The following is a 25644-nucleotide window of genomic DNA, read 5'->3' on the forward strand; positions in this document are numbered from 1 at the left end:
GAAGATCGTCTACACCGTCCCCGACCTGAACAATCCCGATCAGTTCCCGAAGGGCTATACCTATCCTCGCCGCTTCCCCCCACCCCCCTCCGCGGGGGAAGGTGGCCCCTGCGTCCGCAGGTGTCGGGAGCGGCGCATCGCGGAGCGGCAAGACCTCCCCCCCGTCGCGAACTACCCGGACGTTGCCCTCGCCCCTCCCGAACCGTTTCGCGGGCCACCCTCCCCCGCAGAGGGGGGAGGGAGAGCGTCGCGGAAGCCCATTATCGAGCCAGATCGCGGGAGACACGAAACCATGCTCGGCGACTATTCCCTCGGCGACCTCGGCGCGATCTTCGCCATGCAGGGCTTTGCCGGCCTGATCCTGTTCTCCGTCTACCTGCTGATGGCGCTTGGGCTCGCGATCATCTTCGGCCAGATGGGCGTGATCAACATGGCCCACGGGGAGTTCATGATCCTCGGGGCCTACGTCACCTATCTCTGCTCGACCTTCTTCCAGTCCTACCTGCCGGCGCTGTTCCCGATCTACTTTTTCGTGGCGATGGGCCTCGCCTTCCTCGCCTCCGGGGCACTCGGGATGCTGGTCGAGTGGAGCCTGATCCGGTTCCTATACAAGCGCCCGCTCGACACGCTGCTCGCCACCTGGGGCCTGTCGCTGATCCTGCAGCAGGCCTACCGGTCGATCTTCGGCGCCCGCGAGGTCGGCGTCGAGCTGCCGTCCTGGCTGATCGGCTCGGTGCAGGTCACCGACACGATCGAGATCCCGATCAACGGCCTGTTCGTCATGGCGGTAACCATCCTGATCACCGTGAGCGTCGCGCTTCTGATTTACCGCTCGCGCTTCGGCCAGCAGGTCCGGGCCGTGATGTCGAACCGCGCCATGGCGGGGGCGGTCGGCATCGATACCGAGAAGGTCGACCGCTACACCTTCGGCCTCGGCTGCGGCATCGCGGGGATCGCCGGCTCGGCCTTCACGATGATCGGCTCCACCGGGCCAACCTCGGGCCAGCTCTACATCGTCGACACCTTCCTGATCGTCGTGTTCGGCGGCGCCGCGAGCCTGCTCGGCACCATCGCGTCGGCCTTCTCGATCTCCCAGACGCAGTCGACCCTGGAATTCTTCCTCTCCGGCTCGATGGCCAAGGTGATCACCCTGCTCGCGGTGGTCGGCATCCTGATGCTGCGGCCGCAGGGCCTCTTCACCCTCAAGGTCCGGCGCTGAGGATTTTCCGATGACCAATCCGGTCCAGACCCTGACCAAATCGGTCACCGTCAACGACAACCCGTTCATGAAGCCGGTGGAGTGGCTGAGCCTCCTCCTCCTGGCCGGGGTGATCCTCGTGGTCCTGCCCCTGGCGCTCGACGGGTTCCGCCTCAACCTGGTCGGCAAGTACCTGACCTACGCCTTCGTGGCCCTCGGGCTGGTGATCTGCTGGGGCTACGCCGGCATCCTGTCGCTGGGCCAGGGTGTCTTCTTCGGATTGGGCGGCTACTGCATGGCGATGTACTTGAAGCTGGAGGCTTCGAGCGTCGCCAACACAAAAATCCAGTCGACGCCGGGCATCCCGGACTTCATGGACTGGAACCAGATCACGGCGATCCCCTGGTTCTGGCAGCCGTTCAAGAGCCTGCCGCTGACCCTGATCCTGGTGGTGGCGGTCCCCGTCCTGTTCGCCATGCTGATCTCCTACGCGATGTTCAAGCGCCGGGTCGGCGGCACCTACTTCGCCATCATCACCCAGGCGATCGCCGCGATCCTGACGATCCTGATCGTCGGCCAGCAGGGCTATACCGGCGGCATCAACGGCATCACCGACCTGCGCACCCTCCACGGCTGGGATATCCGCACCGACCACGCCAAGGTGATCCTGTACTTCGTCAACGGCGGCCTGCTGCTCGCCTGCATCCTGGCGGCGCAATACGTGAAGAAGTCGAAGCTCGGCCGCATCCTGGTCGCGATGCGCGACAAGGAGGACCGAGTCCGCTTCTCCGGCTACTCGGTGGCGGGCTTCAAGGTCTTCGCCTTCTGCCTGGCGGCGGCCTTCGCGGCGATCGGCGGGGCGATGTTCACCCTCCAGGTCGGGTTCATGTCGCCCTCCTTCGTGGGCATCGTGCCGTCGATCGAGATGGTGATCTACGCCGCCGTCGGCGGGCGTCTGTCGCTGTTCGGCGCGGTCTGGGGCACGCTGCTCGTCAATTGGGCCAAGACCAGCTTCTCCGAGAGTTTTCCGGATCTCTGGCTGTTCGGCCTCGGCGCCCTGTTCATCGCCGTGGTCCTCGCCTTCCCGAACGGTCTCGCCGGCATCTGGCGCGAGCACATCGAGCCCCGCCTGACCCGCCGGGTGAAGGGGCTGCGGGCCCCGCCGTCCGCCGTCGCCCCGCCCCACGGCGCTCCGGCCGAGTGAGGACATCATGAACGCCGCGATCCTCTCCTCCCCCGTGGTCGGCGCCGAGGCGGCCCCGCCCGATCACCTCCTCGCCGTCGAGGCGCTGACGGTCTCGTTCGACGGGTTCAAGGCGGTCAACGACGTGTCGTTCTACGTCGAACCCGATGAGATCCGGGTGATCATCGGCCCGAACGGCGCCGGCAAGACCACGGTGCTCGACCTGATCTGCGGGCGCACGAAGGCCAGCGCCGGCTCGATCAAGTACAAGGGCCAGGAGCTGACCAAGCTCTCCGAGAGCGCGATCGTCCAGGCCGGGGTCGGCCGCAAGTTCCAGACGCCGTCGATCTACGACGACCTCACGGTGTTCGAGAACCTGGAGATCTCGTTCCCCCGGGGCCGCTCGGTGTTCGGCGCCCTGACATTCAAGCGGGATGCGGAAGTCCGCGACCGCATCCACGCCATCGCCGAGACGATCTTCTTGAAGGATCAGCTGAAGGAGCGGGCCGAGTTCCTGAGCCACGGCCAGAAGCAGTGGCTGGAGATCGGCATGCTGCTGATTCAGGACCCGGAACTCCTGATGCTCGACGAGCCGGTGGCCGGGATGAGCGTCGGCGAGCGGATCAAGACCGCCGAACTCCTCAACCAGATCATCAAGGGCCGCTCGGTGCTGGTGATCGAGCACGACATGAAGTTCGTCGAGGACATCGCCCACCGTGTGACGGTCCTGCATCAGGGCAAGGTGCTTTCCGAAGGGTCGATGGAGCGGGTCAAGAACGACCCGAAGGTCATCGAAGTGTATTTGGGACATTGACGATGGGCTCGCTCCAGACCACCGCGCCCCTCGTCCAGGCGCCTCCGATCGCCACTATCCCGGCCGCGACGCCGGCGCTCGTCGTCGAGGATCTGCACGCCGCCTACGGCCAGAGCGAGGTCCTGCACGGGCTGACCTTTTCGGTGGCGCCCGGCGAGATCGTCGCCGTGATGGGCCGCAACGGCATGGGCAAGACCACGCTCATGAAGACCCTGATGGGCCTCGTGCCCGTCAAGTCCGGCGCGATCCAGGTCGAGGGCACGGATGTCGCCGCCCTCAAGAGCCATGCCCGGGTCGCCAGGGGCCTCGCCTACGTGCCGCAGGGCCGGATGATTTTTTCCACCATGACGGTCCAGGAGAACATCGAGACCGGGCTGACGGTGACCGGCACCCGCAAAGTCCCGCAGGACCTCTACGACATGTTCCCGGTCCTGCTGGAGATGAAGGGACGGCGCGGCGGCAACCTCTCCGGCGGGCAGCAGCAGCAGCTCGCCATCGCCCGGGCTCTAGCGCGCCGCCCGAAGGTGCTGCTGCTGGACGAGCCCACCGAGGGGATCCAGCCCTCAATCATCCGCGAGATGGGCCGGACCCTCAAGAAGATCCGGGACCAGCGCGGCCTCTCCATCGTCGTCTCCGAGCAGGTCCTGAGCTTCGCCCTCGACGTCGCCGACCGGGTGATCGTCATGGAGAACGGCGCCATCGTCCACGAGGCCCCGCGTGCGGGCATCGACGAGGCGGCCGTCGCCCGGTTCCTGTCGGTCTAGGGGCGCCCGCATGGCCGATTACGAGATCTTCGAACTCGGCGACTTCGTGCTCCAGTGCGGCAAGACGCTGCGCGCGGCCAAGCTCGCCTACAAGACCTTCGGGACGCTGAGCCCGGCCAGGGACAACGCCATCGTCTACCCGACCTGGTATTCGGGTCAGCACACCGAGAACGCGTGGCTGATCGGCCCTGGCAAGGCGCTCGATCCGGACAAGTACTTCATCATCATCCCGAACATGTTCGGCAACGGGCTCTCGTCCTCGCCGAGCAACACCCCCGCCCCCTGGAACGGGCCGCGCTTCCCCAACGTCACCGCCTACGACAACGTCCGCGCCCAGCACCGCCTCGTCACCGAGCATTTCGGTATCGAGAAACTGGTCCTCGTCACCGGCTGGTCGATGGGCGCGCTCCAGACCTACCACTGGGCGGCGATGTACCCGGACATGGTGCCGAAGATCCTTCCGTTCCAGGGTTCGGCCAAGTGCTCCCGGCACAACTACGTCTTCCTGGAGGGCGCCAAGGCGGCGCTGCAGGCCGACGCCGCCTGGGCCGAGGGCTGGTACACGAGCCCGCCGACCCGGGGCCTGCGCGCCTTCGGCCGGGTCTATGCCGGGTGGGGCCTGTCGCAGACCTTCTACCGGCTCGAGGCCGACATCACCCACATGGGCTACGCCTCGCTGGAGGACTTCCTGATCGGGTTCTGGGAAGGGCTGTTCTACGCGCGCGACGCCAACAACCTGCTCGCCATGCTGTGGACGTGGCAGCACGGCGACATCAGCGCCAACGACACCTTCAAGGGCGACTTCAAGGCCGCCCTCGGCGCGATCCGCGCGAAGGCGATCCTGATGCCCGCCTCGACCGATCTGTATTTCCCGCCCGAGGACAACGCCATCGAGGCGGCCGCCATGCCGAACGCGGAGCTGCGCGTGATCGACACGTGGTGGGGCCATTTCGCGGGCGGCCCCGGCACCAGCCCGGACGACATCAAAGTCCTCGACGACGCGCTGAAAGAGCTGCTCGCGAGCGGGTGAGGTTCGCGCAACGGCGCGCGGATGGGGTCCGCCCCAAGGTTCTAGGGAGCTGGAGACAGAACATGCCCGAGACGCTGATCAAGGTCGATCTGACGCAATCGGCCTACGACAACGACATGGTGCACAACCGCTGGCACCCGGACATCCCGATGGTCGCCACCGTGAAGCCGGGCGCGGACTTCATCGTCGAGACCTACGACTGGACCGGCGGCTTCATCAAGAACAACGATTCCGCCGACGACGTGCGCGACATCGACCTGTCGATCGTCCACTTCCTGTCCGGCCCGATCGGCGTCGAGGGCGCGGAGCCCGGCGATCTGCTGGTGGTCGACCTCCTCGATATCGGCGCCAAGCCCGAGAGCCAGTGGGGCTTCAACGGCTTCTTCTCGAAGAAGAACGGCGGCGGCTTCCTCGACGAGCACTTCCCGCAGGCCCAGAAGTCGATCTGGGACTTCGAGGGCATGTTCACCAAGTCCCGCCACGTGCCCGGCGTGCGCTTCCCCGGCCTGATCCATCCCGGCCTAATCGGCTGCCTGCCCGATCCGAAGATGCTGGAGACCTGGAACACCCGCGAGAAGGGGCTCTACGACACCAACCCCGAGCGTGTCCCGGCGCTGGCCACCCTCCCCTTCGGTCCGACCGCCCATATGGGCCGCCTCCAGGGCGACGCGAAGGAGGCCGCCGCCGCCACCGGCGCCCGCACGGTTCCGCCCCGCGAGCACGGCGGCAATTGCGACATCAAGGACCTGTCGCGCGGCTCGAAGATCTACTTCCCGGTCTACGTCCCCGGCGCCGGCCTCTCCATGGGCGACCTGCACTTCAGCCAGGGCGACGGCGAGATCACCTTCTGCGGCGCCATCGAGATGGCCGGCTGGGTCCACCTGAAGGTCGATCTGATCAAGGGCGGGATGGCCAAGTACGGGATCAAGAACCCGATCTTCAAGCCGTCGCCGATCACGCCGAAATTCGATGATCACCTGATCTTCGAGGGCATTTCGGTCGACGAGCACGGCGGCCAGCATTACCTCGACGTGCACATCGCCTACCGGCAGGCCTGCCTCAACGCAATCGAGTACCTGAAGAAGTTCGGCTATTCGGGGGCGCAGGCCTACTCGATCCTTGGCACGGCACCGGTCCAGGGCCACATCTCGGGCGTGGTCGACATCCCGAATGCCTGCGCGACGCTGTGGATTCCGACCAAGATCTTCGAGTTCGACATCAATCCCGGCGCCGACGGACCGACCAAGTTTTTGGATGGCTCGATCCAGATGCCGCTCTCGCCGGATCTGTGATCTGCCGCCGGTCACGGACGCGACCTGCCCCTCTCCCGTGCGGGAGAGGGGACCCGCGCTTAACCTGATCACGCGCCGTTCAATTCTGAAAGCACGCCATGCCCGTCTACGAATACGCCTGCGCGGCCTGCGGGCCGTTCACCGCCATGCGGCCGATGGCGGAATTCAAGGATCCGCACGCCTGCCCGGATTGCGGGGAGGCCAGCCAACGGGCCTTCCTCACTGCCCCGCGCATTTCCGGGATGGATGCCGGGCTCAAGGCCGCCTACGCCACCAACGAACGCAGCCGCCACGCGCCGCGACGCTCAGGCAGCCACGGCGCGGGCTGCGGCTGCTGCACGCCGAAGAAAACGGCCGCGGCGCCGGCCGCTGCCAAGAGCTTCCCGAGCGCGCGGCCCTGGATGATCAGCCACTGAACCACCAACCACCCTCCCCCCTCCGCGGGGGAGGGTGCCCCGCGGATGCGGGGCGGGAGAGGGGCAGCGCGACAGCTCAGGATGTCACGCCGGTCGGGCCCTGTCCGGACGCGGCGCTCCCCTCTCCCGACCCCCTTCGGGGGCCACCCTCCCCCGCAGCGGGGGGAGGGAAACGGCACCCGGCGAGCCCGAACACCAGGAGGAACCCACGCCATGATGCATGGAGACATCTCGTCCAGCCAGGACAGCGTCGGCGTCGCCGTCGTGAACTACAAGATGCCGCGCCTCCACACCCGCGCCGAGGTGCTGGAGAACGCCAAGGCGATCGGCAAGATGATCGTCGGCATGAAGAGCGGCCTGCCCGGGCTCGATCTCGTGATCTTCCCCGAATATTCGACCCACGGCATCATGTACGACGCCGCCGAGATGTACGAGACTGCCTCGACGGTCCCGGGCGCGGAGACCGAGGTCTTCGCCGCCGCCTGCCGGGAGGCCAAGGTCTGGGGCGTGTTCTCGCTCACCGGCGAGCGCCACGAGGAGCACCCCAGCAAGGCGCCCTACAACACCCTGATCCTGATGAATGATCAGGGCGAGATCGTGCAGAAGTACCGCAAGATCATGCCCTGGACCCCGATCGAGGGCTGGTATCCGGGCGACCGCACCTATGTGTCGGACGGGCCGAAGGGGCTGAAGATCAGCCTGATCATCTGCGACGACGGCAACTACCCGGAAATCTGGCGCGACTGCGCCATGCGCGGGGCCGAGCTGATCATCCGCTGCCAGGGCTACATGTATCCGGCCAAGGAGCAGCAGGTCGTCATCTCGAAGGCGATGGCGTTCGCCAACAATGTCTACGTGGCGGTCTCGAATGCCGCCGGGTTCGACGGCGTCTACACCTATTTCGGCCACTCGGCGATCATCGGCTTCGACGGCCGCACGCTCGGCGAGTGCGGTGAGGAGGAGATGGGCATCCAGTACGCGGCCCTGTCGAAGTTCCTGATCCGGGACTTCCGCGCCCACGGCCAGTCGGAGAACCACCTCTTCAAGCTGCTGCACCGCGGCTATACCGGCATGATTAACTCGAAGGAGAATCGGCACGGGATGTCGGAATGCCCCTACGAGTTCTACCGGCGCTGGATCGAGGATCCCGACGGGACCCGGGACGCGGTCCGGGCTATCACCCGGCAGGGCGTCGGTACCGAGGAATGCCCGATCGAGGGCATCCCCTTCGTCGGCAAGGGCGAGGGTGCGCCGGACCCGGTCCGCTAACATCCACCCGGTCCGCTAACATCCACCCGGCCCGATCCCGTTCGCGGGACCGGGCCGCTGCAACCCCGGGATCGCCATGGACACGACACCCCTCGGCCCGACCGCGTTCCGCAGCCCCGCGGTGCTGCTGTCGGGCCCGGTCGACTACGACATGTACAAGGATTTCCGCCGTCAGTTCGGCGCGGCGGGCGATCGTGAGATCGTCGTGATCGAGCTCTCGACACTGGGCGGCGACCCGGAGGTCGCCCGGATGATGGGCGAGGACATCCGCTACCATTCCGAGATGAACCCCGATCGCCGGTTCGTCTTCCTCGGCAAGGCCGCGATCTACTCGGCCGGCACCACGTTCATGAGCTTCTTCGCGCGTCCGAACCGCTACCTGACCCGGGGCACGCGGCTGATGATCCACGAGCGCAAGATGAACAAGGAACTCCACGTGCAGGGGCCGCTCACCACCTGCGTCGCCGCCGTGAAGGCGACTCTGCACGAGATCGAGTGCTCGATCGGGATCCAGAACGAAGGGTTCTCGAACCTCATCCAGGGCTCGGACGTGACCCTGGATGAGGTACTCCAGAAGGCGCCGGCCAATTGGTACCTCGAGGCCGAGGAGGCGCGGTCTCGGGGTTTGATCGAGGCCGTGATCTGAACGTCCCCCATCGCGAGCGACGCGACCGCGGACGGCGCACGGCCACCAGGATCACCCCTGCGGGTAATCCGCGCCCAGGCTGGTCTCGCGCCACGCCTCGATCTCGGCGAGGCTCTGCCGCAGCCGGTTCGTGACCGCCTCGAACCCCCACGCGCCGAGCACGAGGTGGCGGGGCGGATTGTCGATCTCGGTCACCCGGATCATCGCCTCGCCGGCCCGTACCGGATCGCCGGCCTGCGTGCCGCTCTTCTCGGACGTGGCTTTGAGGCGCGCGCCCGCGGTCTCGGCGTAATCGGCGATGGTGCTCGGCGTCTGCACCAGGGAGCGGCCGGCCCAGTCGGTCCGGAACGGCCCCGGCTCGATGCAGGTGACGTGGATCCCCAGCGGCCCCGTCTCGGCCGCGAGGGCGTCGGAGAACCCCTCCACGGCGTGCTTGGTGGCGGCATAGTAGCCGGAGCCCGGAAAGCCCACGAAACCGGCAACCGAGGTGACGTTGAGGATGCGGCCGGAACGCTGCGCCCGCATCACCGGCAGCACCGCCCGGGTCAGGGCGAACAGCCCGAAGACGTTGGCGTCGAACTGCGCGCGGATCTTATCCTCCTCACCCTCCTCGATGGAGGATTGGTAGCCGTAGCCGGCATTGTTCACGAGCACGTCGATCCGGCCGAAGGTTTCCGTGGCGGCGCGCAGGGCTTCGGCGATCTGGTCCGGCGCCGTGACGTCGAGGGACAGGGCCAGCACGCGCGCCTCGGCACCCTGGGCGAGGTCGGCGACCTTGGCCTGGTCGCGGGCGGTGACGACGGCGCGCCAGCCCCGGGCGATCACGAGTTTGGCGAGGTCCCGGCCGAAGCCGGTGGAGCAGCCGGTGATGAACCAGACCGGATTGGTGTTCTGCGTCATGGTGGGTCCCGTGATCGGCATTGCGTGGTCAGGGTGTCGCGGCCGGCTCGGGCGGGCGATCCGCGCCGTCTGCGCAACGCCCGAGCCGCCCGGAAGGCGTGCCCCCACCCTGTAACGCGGCCGATCCGCACCGTATCCGCGGCCGGGTTCGCGGCGATCACGTTCGCCCGCGGGTCGCGGCTGCACGCCAGGTCCACGGAACCCGCGGTCGCGCAGTTCTAATAGCCCCGCGCGGCATCGACTCCCTGCGGCGGCGCCCCGGTCTTCCGATAACTCCGCAGGTTGGCGGCCACCGTGGCGGCGGCCGAGGCCATGTCGGTCGGACCGGAGACGTGCGGGAGGACCGTCACGCCCGGATGGGACCAGAGGGCGGAGTCCGCCGGCAGCGGCTCGACATCGAACACGTCGAGCACCGCATGCGCCAGACGGCCGCCGTCGAGGGCCGCGATCAGGTCGCCGGTCACGACGATCGGCCCGCGGGCGAAATTGATCAGCGCGGCCCCGGGCTTCAGCGCGGCCAGGCGCGCGGCGTTGACGAGGCCGCGCGTCTCGGTGGTCAGCGGCACGAGGCAGACGAGGATATCGCACCGGCCCAGCATCGCCGGGAGGCCGTCGGCGCCATGGTAGGTCTCGACACGAGCGACCGCCTTCGGGGAACGGCTCCAGCCGATGACGGGGAACCCGGCATCGAGCAGCCGCGCCGCCGCCTCGGAACCGAGCGCGCCCAGACCGAGCAGGCCGATCGTGACGTCGACCGGTTTGCGGTAGGCGTGCGAGCGCCAGACCCGCTCGCTCTGTTGGCGGGCGTAGGCCGGCATGTCGCGCTGGAGATAGTAGGTCCAGGCCAGCACCGCCTCGGCCATGGTGCGGGCCATCTCCCGGTCGACGAGGCGGACGATCGGCAGCGGCCTGTCGAAGGCGCCGACGAGCTTCTCGACGCCGGCCCAGAGGCTCTGCACCCAGACGAGGCCCGGAAGCGCCGCGACCTCGGCCGGATCGGGGTTGGCCACGATGGCGACCCGCGCTGCCGCACGCTCCCCGGCGTCCATCACCCGGAACGGGACGAGCCGCTCCTCCGGCATCGCGGCCGCCAGGATCTGCCGGTACTCCGACTCCTGCGCCGGGCCCTTGCACCCGATGAGGGCGACTGCCTCCGCCATCCGCGAACTCCGTACTGGCCCGACCACGCCATTCGCGAGGCGCCAAGCAGGGGCTGTGCCCGAGCGAACCGGAAACGCCAAACCGCCGGATCGTCGGGTGGCGGCCTCAGCGGACCTCGTTCAGCGCCGGGTAGACGAGGCGGACCGCCCGGCGATCCGGTGGGATCGGGGTCTCGACGCGCCTGCCGATGCTGCCGGTCGTGCCGGGCCCGACCGGTTGGGCGGGCCGCAGACGCCAGCGCTCGGCGGCCGGCATCTGGACGTGGGGCTTGGGCCGTTCGAGGTGGCCGTCCGCACCCTGCGTCGGGACGGTGGCGAGCCCCGCCAGCGTCATCGCGGCGACGACGACGAGGCGGATCGGAGACTGGCGACGGGATCGGGCATGACGGAGGAACATGATGGGGCACCGCGTGGACCCCTCGTTTCTGCGCCCCGCGGATGAAGACGGGATCGAACCGAATCGTTTCCCAAGTCGTTGCCAACACCTGCCTGCGGTCGCGGTAAATGCGCGCTGTCCAGGCAGGGTAAACGACAGGACAGGGGGAATACGCGCGCATGGCGAGCAAGGTGGAAGGGCGTGCCGGAACGCCGGAGCGAGCCGAGATCGGCGGCGTGATCGATACCGACATCTCGGCACGACTGGACAGGCTGCCCTGGGGCCGCTTCCACGTGCTGGTCATCGTGGCGCTCGGCATCACCTGGGTGCTCGACGGCCTCGAGGTGACGCTGGCCGGCTCCCTGGTCGGCGCCCTGCGCAAGCCGCCGATGTCGTTCTCGGAGTTCGATGTCGGGCTCGCGGCCTCCTGCTACCTCGTCGGCGCGGTGACCGGGGCGCTCGGCTTCGGCTGGCTCACCGACCGGATCGGCCGCAAGAAGCTGTTCTTCATCACGCTCGCCCTCTACCTGATCGCGACCGCGGCCACGGGGCTGTCCTGGAGCGTCGCGAGCTTCTGCGTCTTCCGCTTCTTCACCGGCGCCGGCATCGGCGGCGAATACACGGCGATCAACTCGACCATTCAGGAGCTGGTCCCGGCCCGGGTCCGCGGCTGGACCAACTTGGTCATCAACGGCTCGTTCTGGATCGGCGCCGCGCTCGGCTCGTTCATGTCGATCGTGCTGCTGAAGCCCGAGGTGATTGATCCGGCCTGGGGCTGGCGCGTCGCCTTCTTCACCGGCGGCGCCATCGGCCTCGTCATCCTGCTGCTGCGCACCTGGATCCCCGAGAGCCCGCGCTGGCTCGCCACGCACGGCTACGCCGCGGAGGCCGACCGGGTCGTCACCGGCATCGAGAAGCGCTTCACCGACGAGGGCGTCACCCTGCCGCCGGCGGACGAGAGCAAGCGGATGAAGGTCCGCACCCGCGACCACACCCCCCTGTCAGAGGTGTTCCGTGCCCTGTTCGTAACGAACCGGCTCGCCACGATGGTCGGCCTCGCCCTGATGGTCGCGCAGGCGTTCTTCTACAACGCCCTGTTCTTCACCTACGCGCTGGTGCTGGAGCGGTTCTACGCCGTGCCGGGCAACAGCGTCGGCTGGTATCTGCTGCCGTTCGCGCTGGGATCCTTCCTGGGCCCGCTGCTGCTCGGTCGGCTGTTCGACACGATCGGCCGGCGCCAGATGATCGCCTTCACCTATGGCATCTCGGCGGTGCTGCTGGTGGCCGTCGGTGTGCTGTTCCGGCTCGACGTGGTCGGGCCGGTGGGGCAGACCGCGGCCTGGATGGTGGTGTTCTTCTTCGCCTCGGCAGCGGCGAGTTCGGCCTACCTGACCGTCTCCGAGACCTTCCCCCTGGAGATCCGGGCGCTCGCCATCGCGGCCTTCTATGCGGTCGGCACCGGCATCGGCGGCGTGTCCGGCCCGCTCCTGTTCGGCAGCCTGGTCGAGACCGGCTCGCGGGACTGGGTGCTGTTCGGCTACGGGATCGGCGCGGTGCTGATGCTGGTCGCCGCCGTGGTCGGCGGGATCTGGGGCACGGCCGCGGAGGGCAAGTCGCTGGAGGACGTGTCGAAGCCGCTGGCGGCGGCGTGAGCAAGCGAGGGTGGCCGCTCAGGCCCCCTTCCGCCACACCTGCCCGTGGTAGACGAATTTCGCGCCCTCGTTGGCCAACGCCGCGAGGCCGCGGAAGGCGGGATCGTGGACGGTGATGACGCTGGTCGGGATCTGGCGCATCATCCCGGCGAAGGGCGCCTTCCGCTCGAAGGCCTCGCGGAACCCGCTCTCCTGCAGCACCTTCACGATCCGGGGGGCGATGCCGCCGCCGATATAGACGCCGCTGGTCGCCAAAAAGGTGAGCGCGAGGTCGCCGCAGACGCGGCCGAGCAGGCGGCCGAACAGCTCGAGCGTCTCGGCCGCATGGGGGTCGGAGGCGTTGAGACCCGCCTCGGTCACCGCCGCGGGATCGAGCTTCTCGTGCGGCTGGCCAGTCCGGACATGCGCCACCGCCGCGTGCAGCCGTGACAGGCCCGGCCCCGACAGGATCGATTCCACGGTGATCCGGTCCTCGACCCGCTCCAGGGCGTGCCAGACCTTCTCCTCGAACGCGTCGGAGGGGCCGAAATCGGTGTGGCCGGCCTCGGTGGACACGATGGCGAGATGGGCGGAATACGGCACCAGGGCGGCGGCGCCGAAGCCGGTGCCGGGCCCGAGCACGACGCGGGCGCCCCCCGAGGCGGGCGGACAGGGGCCCACCGGCGTGAGGTCGTGCGGCTCGATCTCCGCGGCCCCGGCCGCCACCGGCACGTAATCGTTGACCACCACAGCGGCGGAGAGGCCGAAATCCTCGGCGATGCGCTGGCCGGCGATCTTCCAGTGCGCGTTGGTCAGTTGAATCTCCGGCCCATCGATCCGGCCGGCAATCGCCAGAATGGCCGAACGCGGCGGCGGCGCCCGATCGCCGCCCTTGGCCAGGGATGCCTGGATGGCGCGCGACGGATGGGGGTGGTCGGCGGTCGCCTCATGCGAGAGGAGGCGGGGGAGCGCCCCGCGTGACTCGATGAGACCGAAGCGTGCATTCGTGCCGCCGATGTCGCCCACAAGGACCGGAAACTCGAACATCGCAAGGTGCCTCTGCTGGAGCGCCCGCCGCGGACTGGACATTGGTCCGGCGGCGGGCACGTTGGATCAAGGGCTCTGAAAGCCGTCCCCGGCATGACGCGTGCCTGACGGCGGCTTCGGCGATTCATCCGCCGCACGCCCCCGGCCGATGGCACCGAGATGCGTATTGCCGAAACCGCTCGCGTATTTGAGGCCGTAGCCGAGCATTCGATCAAGCCCAATATGGGCGAGCCAGATCAGGGTCAGCCCTGCGAAAAGCGGCTGGCCAAGGGAGACCGCCAGGCACAGGCCGATCAGCGGGGGCGTTTCCGTATGGAGGACGTTATAGAATACGGCACCGCGGGCGGGGCCGAGGGCGTATCCCAGCAGGCTCAGATCCGGAGCAAACAGCAGGGCGGCGAACAGCCACCAGGGCTGCCCAAGCCAGGCATAGGCCGCTGTGGCACAGGCGAGCAGGGCGGCGCCCTCAATTCGCAGGATCGTCCGCGGCCCATCGCTCACGGCTCCGTCCGACATCCCGAACCCCCATCGAAGGGCGCCCCGAGCAGGCCGGACGGCATCCCGGTTCGCATTGGCCTCACGCGCCGGCTCATCGCCTCAGGCCGGCGGCAGGGCCGTCAAGTCGCCGGCACCCCGCTCGGCCCAGTCCTGAAGCAGCGCGCGGACCGCGGCCGGGTCGGGCAGGCGCCGGCCCGCGACCGTGTCGCCATCGCCGACCCGGACGGCGATGCCGCCATCCGCATTGACTGACGCGAAGGCGATCTCGTCCGTGCGGTCGTCCCCGAAGAAGACGGGTGTTCGCCCGGCATAGGGGGCCTCCGCCATGAAGGCGCGGATCGCGTGGGCCTTGGTGGCCTGCGCCGGGACGATCTCGCCGACCGCCTTGCCGAGTTGCAGCCGGTAGGCGCCGCCGAGCCCCTCCGCCGCCGCCTTGACCAGCGCCTCCGCCCGCTCCGCATCGTCTGGGCTCGCGAGCCGCCAGTGGACCGCCACGGAGGCGCCCTTGTCCTCGATCAGGACGTCGGCCAGCGTGGCGCTCTCCGCCTGAAGCCGCGCGACCTGCCGGCGCAGATCCGGATGGTCCTCCGCCCGCCCGCCGGTGACGGCGCCCCCGAGACGGCGCTCGACCCCGTGCAGCCCGGCGGCGTCGAGGCGCGACGGCGCCAGGAACCCGTCGATCACCGAGACCGGGCGGCCGGTCACGATCGCCAGCGCCCCCCCGAGGCGCCCGCGCAGCCGCTCCAGGGTCGCCACGAGACCGGGCTCGACCACCACCGCATCGGGACGCGGGGCGATCTCGGCGAGGGTGCCGTCGAAGTCGAGGAAGAGGGCGATGTCCATCGCTTGTGGTCCCGGGCCCGAATCTCGGACACGCGCTAGCACGGGGCGGCCGCCCGACAAACGGTGCCCGCACCGCCCTATATGGTCGAATCGGCGCTCGACACGGAGATCCGCATGACATGGCCTTCGGCACGACCCGCACCGGATCCGACCGGGCCGGGCGAGGAGAGCGTCTGGGCCTACCCGCGCCCGCCGCGGCTGGAGGCGGTGGCGCAGCGGCTGCGCGTGATGCTCGGCGGCGCCGTGATCGCCGAGACGGAGGCGGGATTCCGGGTCCTGGAGACCTCCCATCCGCCGACCTATTATCTGCCGCCGGGTGACATCGTGGCCGGTACGCTCGGGAATGCGCGGCACGGCGGAATCTGCGAGTGGAAGGGGCGGGCCATGCTGTTCGACGTGGGCAGCGGCGATCACACCGCCCCCGGGGCCGCCTGGACCTATCCCGATCCGACTCCGGATTTCCGCGCGCTCGCGGGTTACGTCGCGTTCTATGCTGGGCCAATGGACGCCTGCTTCGTCGGGGCCAATCGGGTCACGCCGCAGCCCGGCACGTTCTACGGTGGCTGGATCACGCCCGGCATCGTCGGCCCGTTCAAGGGTGGTCCGGGCTCGATGGGGTGGTGAGGACGTTGCCCGCCGCGGTCCGCGCTTCGTTCCAGACGGTGGAGGCCACCTCCGCGACGAGGCGCTACATCCGGAAGCGGGAATGTGAGGAGACGCCATGAATGCGCTGACCGAAACCGATCCGAAGGCGGCCGGCTTCGATCCCGCGGCCCTTGGCCGGATCGAGCCCTGGATGGACGCGCTCGTCGCCGACGGGCGACTCGCCGGCCTGTCGGTGACGGTGGCGCGGCGGGGCCGGATCGCCTTCGCGCGGGCCTGCGGCCAGGCCGATCTCGCCCGGGGAACTCCGTTCACCCTCGACACGGTGGCGCGGATCTACTCGATGACCAAGCCGCTCACCTCGGTGGCGGTGATGCAGCTCTACGAGCAGGGTCTGTTTCAGCTCGACGATCCGGTCGCCCGGGTGCTGCCCGAGTTTGCGGAGATGCGCGTCGCCGTAGGCGGAAACCGGGCCAAGCTCGAGACCGAACCGGCGCGCCGGCCGATCACCGTGCGCGACCTGCTCACCCACACCGCCGGCCTGACCTACGGGTTCATGGAGGCGACGCTGGTGGACGCCCAGTACCGCGAGCACAAGATCGACTTCCTGGCCCGGGAGGGCACGCTCGCCGAGATGACCGCCCGGGTGGCGCGGCTGCCGCTGCTCGCCCAGCCGGGCACCGCCTGGAACTACAGCGTCGCCACCGACGTGCTCGGCCAGTACGTGGCCGCTCTGAGCGGCCGGCCCTTCGCAGACTATCTGCGCGATCACGTGATCGGCCCCCTCGGCATGGTGGACACCGATTTTCACGTCGCGCCCGAGCGGATGCCACGCTTCTGCGCGGCCTATGTGTACGACCGCGTGCGCCGGCTCAACCTGTTCGACGATTCCGTCGAGACGGCCTTCGCCCAGCCGCCCAGCATCGCCTCGGGCGGCGGCGGCCTCGTCTCGACCGCGGCCGACTATCACCGCTTCTGCCGGATGATCCTCGACCGCGGCAGCCTCGACGGCACCCGGCTGCTCGGCCGGAAGACCGTCGATCTGATGCTGGACAATCACCTGCCGGGCGATCTCGCCGCGATGGGCACGCCGCGCTTCGCCGAGACCTCCTATACCGGGATCGGCTTCGGTCTCGGCTTCTCGGTGATGCTCGACCCGGCCCGAGCCCAGATCCTCGGCACGCGGGGCGAGGTTGCCTGGGGCGGCATGGCCTCGACGGCGTTCTGGATCGACCCCGCCGAGGATCTGTCGGTCGTGTTGATGACGCAGCTCGTGCCCTCCTCGGCCTTGCCGATCCGGCGCGAGCTGCGCGTCCTGACCTACGCGGCCCTGGAGGCGTGAGCCTCGCTCACGCTCCGGTCACTCCTGAGCCGGAGCCGCGATGCCGGGCGCAGCAGTGGCGGGCTTCGGGGCAGGCTTGGCGGCCGCCTTCGCGGTCGGCCTCGCGCCGGCTGTAGCGCCGGTCGCCGCGGTGGCGAATTCCGGATCGGTATGCGGACCGTTCGGACCGTTGGTGGGGCCGCCGAGCTGACCGGGTACGAGGTCGGTCACCTTCGTCCATGTCTGCGACTTGCACAGGAACGCGATCAGGCAGCCGCGGACGGTCAGTTCACCCGGGGCATCCGTCCAGATGGTCACGTCGTACGACTTGCCGTCCTCGGAATTGTAGATCTTGCCCTCGTAATGGGCATCGGCGTTCGGCTTCAGGCCCATGATGAGCTGATGGCCGAGGGACGGACGCGCCTGCTTCTTCGGATCGGGGTTCTTGAAGTCGATCCGCGGCTCGCCCTTGTCGTTGAGGGGAACCTTCAACCAGACCACGTAACCGCACAGGCGATCCGCCGCGGTCCCGCATTTCTCGAGACGCACGCGGGCGCGACCGTCCTCGGTGAGATAGGTTCCGCTCGGATCGGTCGGCGTGGCCGCCTGCGCCGAACCCGCCAGCGCCGAGAGCGCCAGGATCGCGAGCGGCGCCATCCGGCGACCGATCGATGAAAACCGCATTCCCGAACTCCTATACTTCGCGGGCCGTGATGGGGACCGGACCGCTCGCGTGAGGACAGGTCGATCCCCTCGCGTCATCGCGCTTGCACCGGGCCGAACGCCGGGTGGCCAGCGCCGCCTCCCCGCCCTCTCCCGCGCGAAGTTGTCCGCATCATGACAATACCGCCGGAGGCTGAGGGCGCGCGGCGCTGTCCCGGTCAGCGCGCCGCGGCGCCGCGGATCAGGTACGCGTCGGCGGCAGGCTCGTTGCGGGTCCGAGCGGGCGCTGCATGAGGGTGACGTCGAGCCAGCGCCCGTGCTTGTACCCGACCGCCGCCAGGGTGCCGATCGGCGCGAAGCCGAGGCGCGCATGCAGGGCGATCGAGGCCGGCGAGCCACTGTCGGCGATGACCGCCACCATCGTCCGGCAATCGATCCGTTCGCTTGCGGATATCAGGGCGCCGAGCAGGGTACGCCCGACCCCGCGGCCCCGGGCGGTCCGCGCGACGTAGATCGAATCCTCGACGGTCGAGCCATAGGCCGCACGCTGATGAAAGGGCCCGGCATAGGCGTAGCCCGCGACCGAGCCGTCCCGGACGGCAACCAGATAGGGAAAGCCGCCGTCACGCAGGAGCGCGAACCGCCGGGCCATCTCGTCGAGCGTCGGCGGCTCCGTCTCGAAGCTGGCGGTGCCGGTCGTGACCGCGTCGCCGTAGATCGCCGTAATGGCGGGAAGGTCGGCCTCCGTTGCGGGGCGCATCGCGTCCGTCATGCGGACTCCCATTGAGAACCGTTCCGCCGCTGCCGCGCTCGGCACGCGCGACGGTGTACCTCCGGATACGACGAAGCCGGATCCCGTCGGGACCCGGCTTCGGGAAAATGCAGGAACCGGGCCGGAGCCGGATCAGCCCTGCTTGGCCTTCTTGTTCGCGTTGTGATGGCCGACGGCGCAGCCCGCGGCGGCGCCCATCTTGCCATGGCCGGCCATATGTCCGGCGACACCGCCGACCACCGCGCCCTTGAGGCAGCCCTTCGCCTCGGCCGGCGCACCGGCCAGCAGGGCACCGACGGTCAGGGCCGTGATCAGTGCGATCCGATTGGTCATGGAAGTTCCTCCTCGTGTCCCCATCGCAACGGCTTCATGGCCCAGCCCGTTCCGTTGGCGACCGCGTCGCGCCCTGCGGGCCTCCGCGGCGTATCGCGCTCAGCGCGCGAGCCCTGCCACCATTCGGACGAGATCCGACTGACGCGCCGCCCCGGTCTTGGCGAAGATCGCCTTCAGCTGCGAGCGTGCGGTCGCGGCGGCGATCGAGAAACCGGCGGCCGCCTCGGCAAGGGAGGCACCGCCCGACATGGCCTGGGCGAGGCGCGCCTCCGCGGGCGTCAGCCGATAGGCCGCTTGAAGGATCGCCGAGGCCGGCACCGGCGTGGCACCGGGCACGCTGGCCAGCATCAAGGTGCGGCCGCCCCCGAATAGGCCCCGGCTCGGCCCGACCAGCGGAACGACGTGGATCACGATAGGCGCCGCGTCCCGGCGTGCCACCACCACGGCCGAGAGCGGCGCCCGGCCATACGGGCGTGCCAGGGCCTCGAGCTGCCGCGACGCCTCCGGGTCCTCCGTGGCGAGGCGTCCACCCGCGAGCTTCACGTCGGGGCCCAGCAGCGCCGTGAAGGCCGCGTTCCAGCACAGTGCCCGCCCCTCGAAGTCGAGAACCAACGCCGCGCGCTCGATGACGTCGAAGGCCTGGGTCAGGCCGGCGAGCCGTGCCTTCTCCACCATCGTCGTCAACAGGGCCGCACGCTGGAGCAGCGGCGACAGGGTCGCGAGTCGCTCCTGCTCTTTCGGCTCGAACGGTCCCTGCGCAACGGTCCGCTGCAGGGACAGGCACCAGAGCTTGCCCTTCACCTCGAATCCGACCCCCGCGAACCAGCGCAGGCCGCCGGAGGCGAGCAGATCCTGGTAGTAGGGAAGCCGCGCGATCTCCTCGGGCGAGGTGAAATCCTGGTCGACGGTGATGCCGCGCGCGCGCATCGTCGCCAGGCCGCGCAGGCGGTGATCCTCGCGATGCCAGCCCTCGTCGAAGTAGCGGCGGGAGGCGTCCGCCAGGGATTGCGTGTGGAGCGCGTCGAGCCCCGTGCGATCCGTGCGCAGCAGGAGCGCCCCGGCACTGCCGGAGGCGCGCGACGCCCGCTCCATCAAGTCCGGCCAGCGCGCCGCGTCGATCACCGCCTCTTCGAGGTCTTCCCGGAACCCTGACTCCAAGTCGTCCCGCAGGCGGGCGAGGTGATCGTGATTCAGGCCGGCCATCGGACCTGTCTCCGGTCAGACTTCATCCAAGATTGGGACGCGTCCGCACGGACCAAACATAATTCGGAGCGCTAATCCAGCGCAATTTATTGATCTTTAGCGCGCATGTACAATTTTGAGTGCCTATCCTCCGTAGCCGGTATCGCGCCCGTCCGGATTTCGCGTGGCAGCGTGTCGGGCCATGTCGTCAGACCGGTGATCGACGGATCGTCTCTGCAGGTCCGAGGGTCGCCACGGGTCGAGAACGCCGTCGTCGACGCGGGCTCTCGCCCTCGGACATACGCTGACGCGCGCGACGAGGCCCATCCCCGGCCGATCCGTGGACGGGCGCTCAACGGCCATGAAAAGCGCGCCTGTCCGTCACTCCGCGGGATGCAGGCCGGCGACGAAGCTGTCCTGCGGGACCTCGTCGGGGATCGGCTCCTGGATCAGCGTCCAGTAGCCCAGCGCCGCCACCAGCGCGATCACCGCCCCGGTGACGAAGGCCATCGAGAAATGGCCGGTCCCGCCGACGATGAACCCTGTCACGGTCGGGGCCAGGGCCCCGCCGATATAGCCGCCGAAATTCTGCATGGCCCCGAGAGAAGCGGTGCAGCTCGCCGGCGCCGCCACGGAGGCCATCGCCCAGGCCGCCGACGAACTCATGTAGACCAGGAACAGCGAGGCTGAGATGCACGCGATCGCGAGGGTGTCGCTCGGGGTCAGCGCGGCAACCACGGTGAACGCCGCCGTCGCCACCAGCGAGGCGGCCATGGGGATCTTGCGGCTGCGGATCGGATCGACGCCGCGCCGGACCAGCATGTCCACGACCCGGCCGCCGAGGATGCCGCCCATCACCCCGAAGGCGAAGGGGATTGAACCGACGAGGCCGGTCTTCTGCAGGGTGAAGTGCCGCTCGATCTCCAGGTAGCTCGGCAGCCACGCGGTGTAGAGCCAAGTCATGTAGATGCAGCCGAAATAGCCGACGATCATCCCCCAACTGGTCCGGAAGCCGAACAGCCGCCGCCACGCGCTCCAGGTGACCGGGCGGCTTGCGTTCGGCCCGTCGCCCTCCTCCAGGAAGGCGCGCTCCCCGGGGGTGAGATCGGTCTCGCGCGGGTTGCGGAACACGAGATAGACGAGTGCGGCGAGCGCCAGCCCGACGCCGCCCATGATGACGAACATCGACCGCCAGCCGAAGCTCACCATCAGGAACGTCAGCAGCGGCAGGGCCAGGAAGGTGCCGAGCGAGGAGGCGCAGTTCCAGATCCCCGTGGCGGTGCCGCGCTGGCGGATGTTGAACCAGTCGCGGGAGACGCGGGCACAGGTGGGAAAATGCGGCGCTTCTCCGACGCCGAGCACGATGCGGGCGCTCACGAATTGCCAGAACGAGGTCACGGCGCCGCCGAGCATCTGACCGAGCGACCAGCAGGTCAGGCCGAGGGTGAGCGTCAGCCGCGGGCCCAACCGATCCGCCAGCGCCCCGGCCGGCAGCTGGGTGAAGGCGTAGGCCCACAGGAAGGCCGAGAGCAGCAGCCCCATATCGGGGATCGACAGGCCGAGATCCTGCCGGATCAGCGGGTTGGCCACCGCCAGGGTGGCGCGGTCGACGTAGTTGACGACGCCGGCCGTCACCAGCAGCGCGAGCGAGATCGTCTGGATGCGGCGCACCCGCGGCGTTGCAGCCATAGCCATGGTGTCCTCCCTGGATGACGGGCCCCTTCGGGGCTCCGGGTCCGTCCGGTCGTTTGCGACTCATGACGTCCGAGCGACATTCTGCACCGAACGCCGTCGGACGGAAGGCCTGCCGCCCCTCGCCTCGCGCCGCCCGGCGTCGTAGACCGCTGGGACCCGCCATCGATCGAGACCGCCCCGCGTGCGCCTGACCCAGATCACCCACCACGACCTCGACGGCTACGGCGCCTCCACGGTGGCGGCCGCCTGCGCCGCGGTGGAGCGCGTCGTCCACGTACCGCGCTACAGCGATGTCGGCCCGGTCTTCGAGGACGAGATCAAGCGCCTCGGCCGCGCCGCCGACAGCGAGATCCTGCTGATGACCGACCTCGGCCTGGAGGAGCAGACCATCGCGGGGCTGAAGAAGTTCGCCGCGATGAACCGCCGCCGCGAGGATGGCCGGAGGCACCGCCTCGTCGTCCTCGACCACCACGCCTCGTCGCTGGACCAGCTGCGCCGTCTCGCGCTGGAGCCGGTTCCCGATCCGGCCCGGCCCGGGCTCAACCGGATCGACCTGGGCGATCCCGAGATCACGGTGCTGATCGAGGAGGATCTCTGCGCCACCCGGATGACCTTCGACCACCGGGGCCTGTTCGCCACCGGCGAGCCCGATACCGACCTGTCCAGCCTGCTCGCGGCGGTCGACGCCGTCGACCTCTGGCGCAAGGAGAGCCCCGCCTTCCGGGGGGGCCTGGCGCTCGACGAGGTATTCTGGGACGCGGTTTCGAGCTTTGTGCCGGTCGGGCATCCCTGGCACGACAGATTCGTGTCCGACATCCTGCTCGCGGCCGCCGCGGCCCTGCGGGACGGGGCGAGCCCAGCCGAGCTCGAGCGGCGCGCCACGGCGATCCGGACCGACATCGTCGATGCCCTGCTGCGCACGGCGCCGGACGACGATCCCGCGCTCACGACGCGCATGCGCCTCGCCCGGGCGCTCGCGCGCTCCGATACCCTGTTCCGGCCGCTGAAGGACGGCACGCTCCTGTCCTTTGCCCTCGATTCGGGCACGTTCCAGCGGGTTTCCGACCTGATCATGGATGCCGGCCGGGCCAAGCGCGTGGTCAACGTCCAGCGGATGGGGAACCTGTCGTTCCGCTCCAACGACGGCACGGCGCTCGACGGCGCCCGCCTGTTCCGCGGCGGCGGTCACCGGGACGCCGCCGGCGGCCGGCTCCAGAGCGGCTCGGCCTTCTCGATGGCCGACGCGATCGCCCAGGTCGAGCCGGTGCTGAACCCGGACAAGCCAGCGGGCGCGGACAGCCCGTTCGCGGCGTTGAAGAACTGGAAAGGGTGAGGCTCGTCCGAGCACGCTTGGGGGTTGGCGCCGCGTTACGACCTATGCCGCGTGAGGCCGGTCCAGCGCGGCTCCGGGTGCCACCTGTTTGCTGGCGTCGAGGATCTCGACGCCCACGATGCGGCCCTCCGCGTCCAAATCCACGATGAACCCGGGGCGGATTTCCTCGCTCTCGACGATGCGCGTCTCGGCGAGGCGGATATAGAGCGCGTCCACGATGGGATCGTACTCGGATTTCATCGCGTCCTCCTCCATGCACGCGTACGGCCTCGATCGAGCAGGGCCGTGACGACCAAGACCTCCGCGCCGTCTTAAAGCGGCTCGTATACCACGCGAAGAACACGACCGTCGCGTTCGGGCACCCGTGCGAAAGCGCGGTGTCGGCCCGGATGATCGGGATCCGCCTCGACGCGCTCCGGGTCCGTTAGGACCCGTTCGACCCAGAGCGGTTCGATCTCACGCAGCCGCATGCGCCCGAGGACGTGATCGCTCCAACGTATGCGGACCGTTCCCACGGCCTGCCTCCCCCCGCAACACGACACAGGGTTTAGTGCCCCTCCGACATCCTCTCGTCGCGCACCGGATCGAACGTATCCACAGCGGCCGTGCGGACTGAAGCGACGAGACCATCGATGCGCCCCGGTCGCCCGAGCCTCCGCGTCCTGATCGTCCTCGCGGCCGCCCAGATCATCGGCTGGGGTAGCGTCGGCCTCACAGCGGTCATCGCGCCCCTGGTCGCGGCCGATCTGGGGATTGACCTTCCCGCGGTATTCGCCGGGACCTCGGTCCTCTACGTCACCATGGGTGTCTGCGCGCCGATTCTCGGCCGCGCCTTCTTCCGATACGGGGCCCGGACCGTGATGATCGCCGGGAGCGCGCTCGCCGGTCCGGGTTTCGTCCTCTTGGCGGTGGCGCACGGTCCGGTCGCCTATTTCGCGGCCTGGACGATCCTCGGCGTGGCCGGCAGCGCGACGCTGACCAATGCGGCCAGCATTCTCCTGAACGAGATCGCCGGGCGCGGCGCCCGCCGGGCGATCGCGGCGCTGATGCTGGCCACCGGCCTGTCGAGCAGCCTGTTCTCGCCGACCACGGCGTTCCTCACCGGTCTCGGCGGCTGGCGGGCGACCTGCATCGTCTATGCCGGAGCGATGTGGTTCCTCTGCCTGCCCCTGTACCGCTGGGGCCTGCCGCCGCGCGTGCGGCCCCCCACCGGGGCGGAGCCGGGGCCCGAAAGGAGCGCGCTGCCTCAGACGAGTACGTTCTGGCTGATCGCCTGCGGGATCACCCTCAACGCCTTCGTCACGTTCGGCCTCAGCGCCACCCTGATCGAACTGCTGGTCGCCGAGGGCCTGAACCGCGCGGATGCGATCGGCTACGGCGCAATGCTCGGAATTGTGCAGGTTGGCGCGCGGGGCATCGACTTCCTGGGCGGCGGCCGGTGGGATGGACTAACCAGCGGCCTGTTCGCCGGCGCCCTCGTGGTGGTGGCACTGATCCTGCTCGCCGCAAGCGGCGGGACCCCGGGCGCGGTCGCGGTCTTCATCGTGCTCTACGGTCTCGGGAGCGGTGTCCTGGCGGTGGTTCGCGCGACCCTGCCAATGGCTTTCTTCGACAAGGCCGCCTATGCGCGCGCCGCCTCACGCCTCGCGCTCCCCCTCAACATCGTGACGGCGACCGCCCCGCCGATCCTGGCGACGATCCTGACGACGTTCGGCCGGGAGGCTGTCCTGCTCCTCACGGCCGGATGCGTCCTGACGGCGACTCTGACGTTCCTGGCCCTGACGCGGTGCCGGCCCCGCGCGGAGGTGCAGGCGCCCCTCAAAGCCTGAAATCCTCGCCGAGATACAGCCGCCGCGCGTCCGGGTTCGCCACGATCTCGTCCGGCGTGCCCTCGGTGAGGATTCGGCCGGAATGGGCGATGTAGGCCCGGTCGATCAGACCCAGGGTCTCGCGCACGTTGTGATCGGTGATCAGCACGCCGATGCCGCGCTGCTTGAGGTGCTTCACCAGATCCTGGATGTCGCCCACCGCGATCGGGTCGATGCCCGCGAAGGGCTCGTCGAGCAGCATGAAGGTCGGCGAGGAGGCCAACGCCCGGGCGATCTCGCAACGCCGCCGCTCGCCGCCCGAGAGTGCGATCGAGGGCGCCTTGCGCAGGCGGGCGATGTCGAACTCCTCCAACAGGGAATCGAGCTTGCGCGCCCGCTCCTTGCGGTCGGGCTCGGCCACCTCCAGCACGGCGCGGATGTTGTCCTCCACGCTCAGGCCCCGGAAGATCGAGGCTTCCTGCGGCAAGTAGCCGATGCCGAGCCGCGCCCGCTGGTACATGGGCAGATGCGTGATCGGCAGGCCGTCGAGGGTGATGTGGCCGCGGTCGGCCGCCACCAGACCGGTGATCATGTAGAAGATCGTGGTCTTGCCGGCGCCGTTCGGACCGAGCAGCCCCACCGCCTCGCCGGTCCGGACGGTGAGCCCGGCCTCGTGGACCACGGTGCGGGCGCCGTAGCTCTTGCGCAGGCCGCGCACGCTGAGGATGCCGGGCCCGCCCGCGTCGACCGCCTCCGACTCGGCCGCTTCAACGTCGGCGGGCCGCGCGCGTCGGCCGAACAGGCGGCCGAGCCAGCTCGCCCGGCCCGCCGGTTCCTGCGGTCCGGCCTGGAACGCCACCGCGCCGC

28 protein-coding genes are annotated in these 25644 nt (G+C 69.3%); 14 read left to right on the forward strand and 14 right to left on the reverse strand.

The genetic code is table 11. The features are described from left to right. Window positions 1–292 precede the first annotated feature (292 nt). The 9 genes from urtB to MKK69_RS04945 all read left to right on the forward strand — a co-directional run bounded on the left by urtB (window position 293) and on the right by MKK69_RS04945 (window position 8612). A complete protein-coding gene (gene urtB, locus MKK69_RS04905) occupies window positions 293–1219 on the forward strand; it encodes an urea ABC transporter permease subunit UrtB (RefSeq protein ID WP_243966582.1) in 927 nt (308 codons plus the stop codon). Window positions 1220–1229: 10 nt separating this feature from the next. Then, on the forward strand, window positions 1230–2402 hold the full coding sequence (gene urtC / locus MKK69_RS04910; protein WP_243966583.1) for an urea ABC transporter permease subunit UrtC: 1173 nt from the start codon (window positions 1230–1232) through the stop codon (window positions 2400–2402). A gap of 7 nt (window positions 2403–2409) precedes the next feature. Then, window positions 2410–3195 carry an urea ABC transporter ATP-binding protein UrtD gene (gene urtD, locus MKK69_RS04915; RefSeq protein ID WP_243966584.1) on the forward strand — a complete coding sequence of 262 codons (786 nt, stop codon included), beginning with the start codon at window positions 2410–2412 and terminating at the stop codon, window positions 3193–3195. Window positions 3196–3197: 2 nt separating this feature from the next. After that, window positions 3198–3959: an urea ABC transporter ATP-binding subunit UrtE gene (gene urtE, locus MKK69_RS04920; protein ID WP_243966585.1), complete on the forward strand. Its 762-nt coding sequence runs from the start codon at window positions 3198–3200 to the stop codon at window positions 3957–3959. Between the two features lie 10 nt (window positions 3960–3969). Next, on the forward strand, window positions 3970–4989 hold the full coding sequence (locus MKK69_RS04925) for an alpha/beta fold hydrolase (protein ID WP_243966586.1): 1020 nt from the start codon (window positions 3970–3972) through the stop codon (window positions 4987–4989). Between the two features lie 62 nt (window positions 4990–5051). Next, a complete protein-coding gene (gene fmdA, locus MKK69_RS04930) occupies window positions 5052–6281 on the forward strand; it encodes a formamidase (RefSeq protein ID WP_243966587.1) in 1230 nt (409 codons plus the stop codon). A gap of 98 nt (window positions 6282–6379) precedes the next feature. Beyond that, on the forward strand, window positions 6380–6697 hold the full coding sequence (locus MKK69_RS04935) for an FmdB family zinc ribbon protein (RefSeq protein WP_243966588.1): 318 nt from the start codon (window positions 6380–6382) through the stop codon (window positions 6695–6697). A gap of 213 nt (window positions 6698–6910) precedes the next feature. Continuing rightward, entirely contained in the window at window positions 6911–7966 is a 1056-nt protein-coding gene (locus MKK69_RS04940) for an aliphatic amidase (protein WP_243966589.1), read from the forward strand. 76 nt (window positions 7967–8042) lie between these two features. Further along, entirely contained in the window at window positions 8043–8612 is a 570-nt protein-coding gene (locus MKK69_RS04945) for a ClpP family protease (protein WP_243966590.1), read from the forward strand. A gap of 51 nt (window positions 8613–8663) precedes the next feature. On the opposite strand, the gene MKK69_RS04950 is transcribed toward MKK69_RS04945, so the two are convergent. The 3 genes from MKK69_RS04950 to MKK69_RS04960 all read right to left on the reverse strand — a co-directional run bounded on the left by MKK69_RS04950 (window position 8664) and on the right by MKK69_RS04960 (window position 11069). Next, entirely contained in the window at window positions 8664–9512 is an 849-nt protein-coding gene (locus MKK69_RS04950) for an oxidoreductase (protein ID WP_243966591.1), read from the reverse strand. Window positions 9513–9730: 218 nt separating this feature from the next. Beyond that, a complete protein-coding gene (locus tag MKK69_RS04955; protein ID WP_243966592.1) occupies window positions 9731–10672 on the reverse strand; it encodes a 2-hydroxyacid dehydrogenase in 942 nt (313 codons plus the stop codon). 106 nt (window positions 10673–10778) lie between these two features. Next, window positions 10779–11069 (reverse strand): hypothetical protein, encoded by a 291-nt coding sequence (locus tag MKK69_RS04960; protein WP_243966593.1) that lies wholly within the window; start codon window positions 11067–11069, stop codon window positions 10779–10781. A gap of 158 nt (window positions 11070–11227) precedes the next feature. On the opposite strand from MKK69_RS04960, the gene MKK69_RS04965 reads away from it, so the two are divergent. Next, window positions 11228–12700, forward strand: a complete 1473-nt coding sequence (locus tag MKK69_RS04965; RefSeq protein ID WP_243966594.1) for an MFS transporter — start codon at window positions 11228–11230, stop codon at window positions 12698–12700. 18 nt (window positions 12701–12718) lie between these two features. On the opposite strand, the gene MKK69_RS04970 is transcribed toward MKK69_RS04965, so the two are convergent. The 3 genes from MKK69_RS04970 to otsB form a co-directional block, all read right to left on the reverse strand. Further along, window positions 12719–13726, reverse strand: a complete 1008-nt coding sequence (locus MKK69_RS04970; RefSeq protein WP_243966595.1) for a glucokinase — start codon at window positions 13724–13726, stop codon at window positions 12719–12721. Between the two features lie 66 nt (window positions 13727–13792). Beyond that, window positions 13793–14242: a DUF4260 domain-containing protein gene (locus tag MKK69_RS04975; protein ID WP_243966597.1), complete on the reverse strand. Its 450-nt coding sequence runs from the start codon at window positions 14240–14242 to the stop codon at window positions 13793–13795. Between the two features lie 81 nt (window positions 14243–14323). After that, a complete protein-coding gene (gene otsB, locus MKK69_RS04980; RefSeq protein ID WP_243966598.1) occupies window positions 14324–15067 on the reverse strand; it encodes a trehalose-phosphatase in 744 nt (247 codons plus the stop codon). Window positions 15068–15181: 114 nt separating this feature from the next. Between otsB and MKK69_RS04985 the strand changes: the two genes are divergently transcribed. Beyond that, on the forward strand, window positions 15182–15691 hold the full coding sequence (locus MKK69_RS04985; protein ID WP_243966599.1) for a DUF427 domain-containing protein: 510 nt from the start codon (window positions 15182–15184) through the stop codon (window positions 15689–15691). 97 nt (window positions 15692–15788) lie between these two features. Further along, window positions 15789–17012 carry a serine hydrolase domain-containing protein gene (locus MKK69_RS04990; protein WP_243966600.1) on the forward strand — a complete coding sequence of 408 codons (1224 nt, stop codon included), beginning with the start codon at window positions 15789–15791 and terminating at the stop codon, window positions 17010–17012. Window positions 17013–17030: 18 nt separating this feature from the next. On the opposite strand, the gene MKK69_RS04995 is transcribed toward MKK69_RS04990, so the two are convergent. From MKK69_RS04995 to MKK69_RS05015, 5 genes are all read right to left on the reverse strand, one after another. Further along, window positions 17031–17675: a DUF2147 domain-containing protein gene (locus MKK69_RS04995; protein ID WP_243966601.1), complete on the reverse strand. Its 645-nt coding sequence runs from the start codon at window positions 17673–17675 to the stop codon at window positions 17031–17033. 220 nt (window positions 17676–17895) lie between these two features. Continuing rightward, a complete protein-coding gene (locus MKK69_RS05000; RefSeq protein WP_243966602.1) occupies window positions 17896–18426 on the reverse strand; it encodes a GNAT family N-acetyltransferase in 531 nt (176 codons plus the stop codon). Window positions 18427–18558: 132 nt separating this feature from the next. Beyond that, window positions 18559–18759: a hypothetical protein gene (locus MKK69_RS05005; protein ID WP_243966603.1), complete on the reverse strand. Its 201-nt coding sequence runs from the start codon at window positions 18757–18759 to the stop codon at window positions 18559–18561. 99 nt (window positions 18760–18858) lie between these two features. Next, window positions 18859–19962, reverse strand: coding sequence for a helix-turn-helix transcriptional regulator (locus MKK69_RS05010; protein ID WP_243966617.1), 1104 nt, complete (start codon window positions 19960–19962; stop codon window positions 18859–18861). A 360-nt stretch (window positions 19963–20322) separates the two neighbouring features. Continuing rightward, window positions 20323–21636 (reverse strand): MFS transporter, encoded by a 1314-nt coding sequence (locus MKK69_RS05015; RefSeq protein ID WP_243966604.1) that lies wholly within the window; start codon window positions 21634–21636, stop codon window positions 20323–20325. A 181-nt stretch (window positions 21637–21817) separates the two neighbouring features. Here MKK69_RS05015 and MKK69_RS05020 point away from each other — a divergent pair, with 181 nt between their 5' ends. Next, window positions 21818–22969: a dimethylmenaquinone methyltransferase gene (locus tag MKK69_RS05020; protein WP_243966605.1), complete on the forward strand. Its 1152-nt coding sequence runs from the start codon at window positions 21818–21820 to the stop codon at window positions 22967–22969. A 42-nt stretch (window positions 22970–23011) separates the two neighbouring features. Here MKK69_RS05020 and MKK69_RS05025 read toward each other — a convergent pair whose 3' ends face one another. Both MKK69_RS05025 and MKK69_RS31180 read right to left on the reverse strand, forming a co-directional pair. After that, complete coding sequence (locus MKK69_RS05025) at window positions 23012–23224, reverse strand: DUF2283 domain-containing protein (RefSeq protein WP_313900828.1); 213 nt, start codon at window positions 23222–23224, stop codon at window positions 23012–23014. A 56-nt stretch (window positions 23225–23280) separates the two neighbouring features. After that, window positions 23281–23511 carry a DUF4258 domain-containing protein gene (locus tag MKK69_RS31180; RefSeq protein WP_313900829.1) on the reverse strand — a complete coding sequence of 77 codons (231 nt, stop codon included), beginning with the start codon at window positions 23509–23511 and terminating at the stop codon, window positions 23281–23283. A 90-nt stretch (window positions 23512–23601) separates the two neighbouring features. On the opposite strand from MKK69_RS31180, the gene MKK69_RS05035 reads away from it, so the two are divergent. Beyond that, on the forward strand, window positions 23602–24798 hold the full coding sequence (locus tag MKK69_RS05035; protein ID WP_243966607.1) for an MFS transporter: 1197 nt from the start codon (window positions 23602–23604) through the stop codon (window positions 24796–24798). On the opposite strand, the gene lptB is transcribed toward MKK69_RS05035, so the two are convergent. Then, window positions 24788–25636: an LPS export ABC transporter ATP-binding protein gene (gene lptB / locus MKK69_RS05040; RefSeq protein WP_243966608.1), complete on the reverse strand. Its 849-nt coding sequence runs from the start codon at window positions 25634–25636 to the stop codon at window positions 24788–24790. The two genes, MKK69_RS05035 and lptB, sit on opposite strands and share 11 nt — an antisense overlap. Between the last annotated feature and the right edge of the window lie 8 nt (window positions 25637–25644).

The sequence above is a fragment of the Methylobacterium sp. J-026 genome, from assembly GCF_022829585.1.
Lineage (GTDB): Bacteria > Pseudomonadota > Alphaproteobacteria > Rhizobiales > Beijerinckiaceae > Methylobacterium.

Coding starts and splice junctions, on each gene's coding strand:
- MKK69_RS05010 (WP_243966617.1), bottom strand. CDS start 19,962: ATGGCCGGCCTGAATCACGATCACCTCGCCCGCCTGCGGGACGACTTG.
- MKK69_RS05035 (WP_243966607.1), top strand. CDS start 23,602: ATGCGCCCCGGTCGCCCGAGCCTCCGCGTCCTGATCGTCCTCGCGGCC.
- MKK69_RS05025 (WP_313900828.1), bottom strand. CDS start 23,224: ATGGAGGAGGACGCGATGAAATCCGAGTACGATCCCATCGTGGACGCG.
- MKK69_RS04960 (WP_243966593.1), bottom strand. CDS start 11,069: ATGTTCCTCCGTCATGCCCGATCCCGTCGCCAGTCTCCGATCCGCCTC.
- MKK69_RS04990 (WP_243966600.1), top strand. CDS start 15,789: ATGAATGCGCTGACCGAAACCGATCCGAAGGCGGCCGGCTTCGATCCC.
- MKK69_RS04945 (WP_243966590.1), top strand. CDS start 8,043: ATGGACACGACACCCCTCGGCCCGACCGCGTTCCGCAGCCCCGCGGTG.
- urtC (WP_243966583.1), top strand. CDS start 1,230: ATGACCAATCCGGTCCAGACCCTGACCAAATCGGTCACCGTCAACGAC.
- MKK69_RS04925 (WP_243966586.1), top strand. CDS start 3,970: ATGGCCGATTACGAGATCTTCGAACTCGGCGACTTCGTGCTCCAGTGC.
- MKK69_RS04985 (WP_243966599.1), top strand. CDS start 15,182: ATGACATGGCCTTCGGCACGACCCGCACCGGATCCGACCGGGCCGGGC.
- MKK69_RS04935 (WP_243966588.1), top strand. CDS start 6,380: ATGCCCGTCTACGAATACGCCTGCGCGGCCTGCGGGCCGTTCACCGCC.
- MKK69_RS04975 (WP_243966597.1), bottom strand. CDS start 14,242: ATGTCGGACGGAGCCGTGAGCGATGGGCCGCGGACGATCCTGCGAATT.
- MKK69_RS04970 (WP_243966595.1), bottom strand. CDS start 13,726: ATGTTCGAGTTTCCGGTCCTTGTGGGCGACATCGGCGGCACGAATGCA.
- MKK69_RS05015 (WP_243966604.1), bottom strand. CDS start 21,636: ATGGCTATGGCTGCAACGCCGCGGGTGCGCCGCATCCAGACGATCTCG.
- fmdA (WP_243966587.1), top strand. CDS start 5,052: ATGCCCGAGACGCTGATCAAGGTCGATCTGACGCAATCGGCCTACGAC.
- otsB (WP_243966598.1), bottom strand. CDS start 15,067: ATGGACATCGCCCTCTTCCTCGACTTCGACGGCACCCTCGCCGAGATC.
- MKK69_RS04955 (WP_243966592.1), bottom strand. CDS start 10,672: ATGGCGGAGGCAGTCGCCCTCATCGGGTGCAAGGGCCCGGCGCAGGAG.
- MKK69_RS04995 (WP_243966601.1), bottom strand. CDS start 17,675: ATGCGGTTTTCATCGATCGGTCGCCGGATGGCGCCGCTCGCGATCCTG.
- MKK69_RS04940 (WP_243966589.1), top strand. CDS start 6,911: ATGATGCATGGAGACATCTCGTCCAGCCAGGACAGCGTCGGCGTCGCC.
- MKK69_RS04965 (WP_243966594.1), top strand. CDS start 11,228: ATGGCGAGCAAGGTGGAAGGGCGTGCCGGAACGCCGGAGCGAGCCGAG.
- MKK69_RS05000 (WP_243966602.1), bottom strand. CDS start 18,426: ATGACGGACGCGATGCGCCCCGCAACGGAGGCCGACCTTCCCGCCATT.
- MKK69_RS05005 (WP_243966603.1), bottom strand. CDS start 18,759: ATGACCAATCGGATCGCACTGATCACGGCCCTGACCGTCGGTGCCCTG.
- urtD (WP_243966584.1), top strand. CDS start 2,410: ATGAACGCCGCGATCCTCTCCTCCCCCGTGGTCGGCGCCGAGGCGGCC.
- urtE (WP_243966585.1), top strand. CDS start 3,198: ATGGGCTCGCTCCAGACCACCGCGCCCCTCGTCCAGGCGCCTCCGATC.
- urtB (WP_243966582.1), top strand. CDS start 293: ATGCTCGGCGACTATTCCCTCGGCGACCTCGGCGCGATCTTCGCCATG.
- MKK69_RS04950 (WP_243966591.1), bottom strand. CDS start 9,512: ATGACGCAGAACACCAATCCGGTCTGGTTCATCACCGGCTGCTCCACC.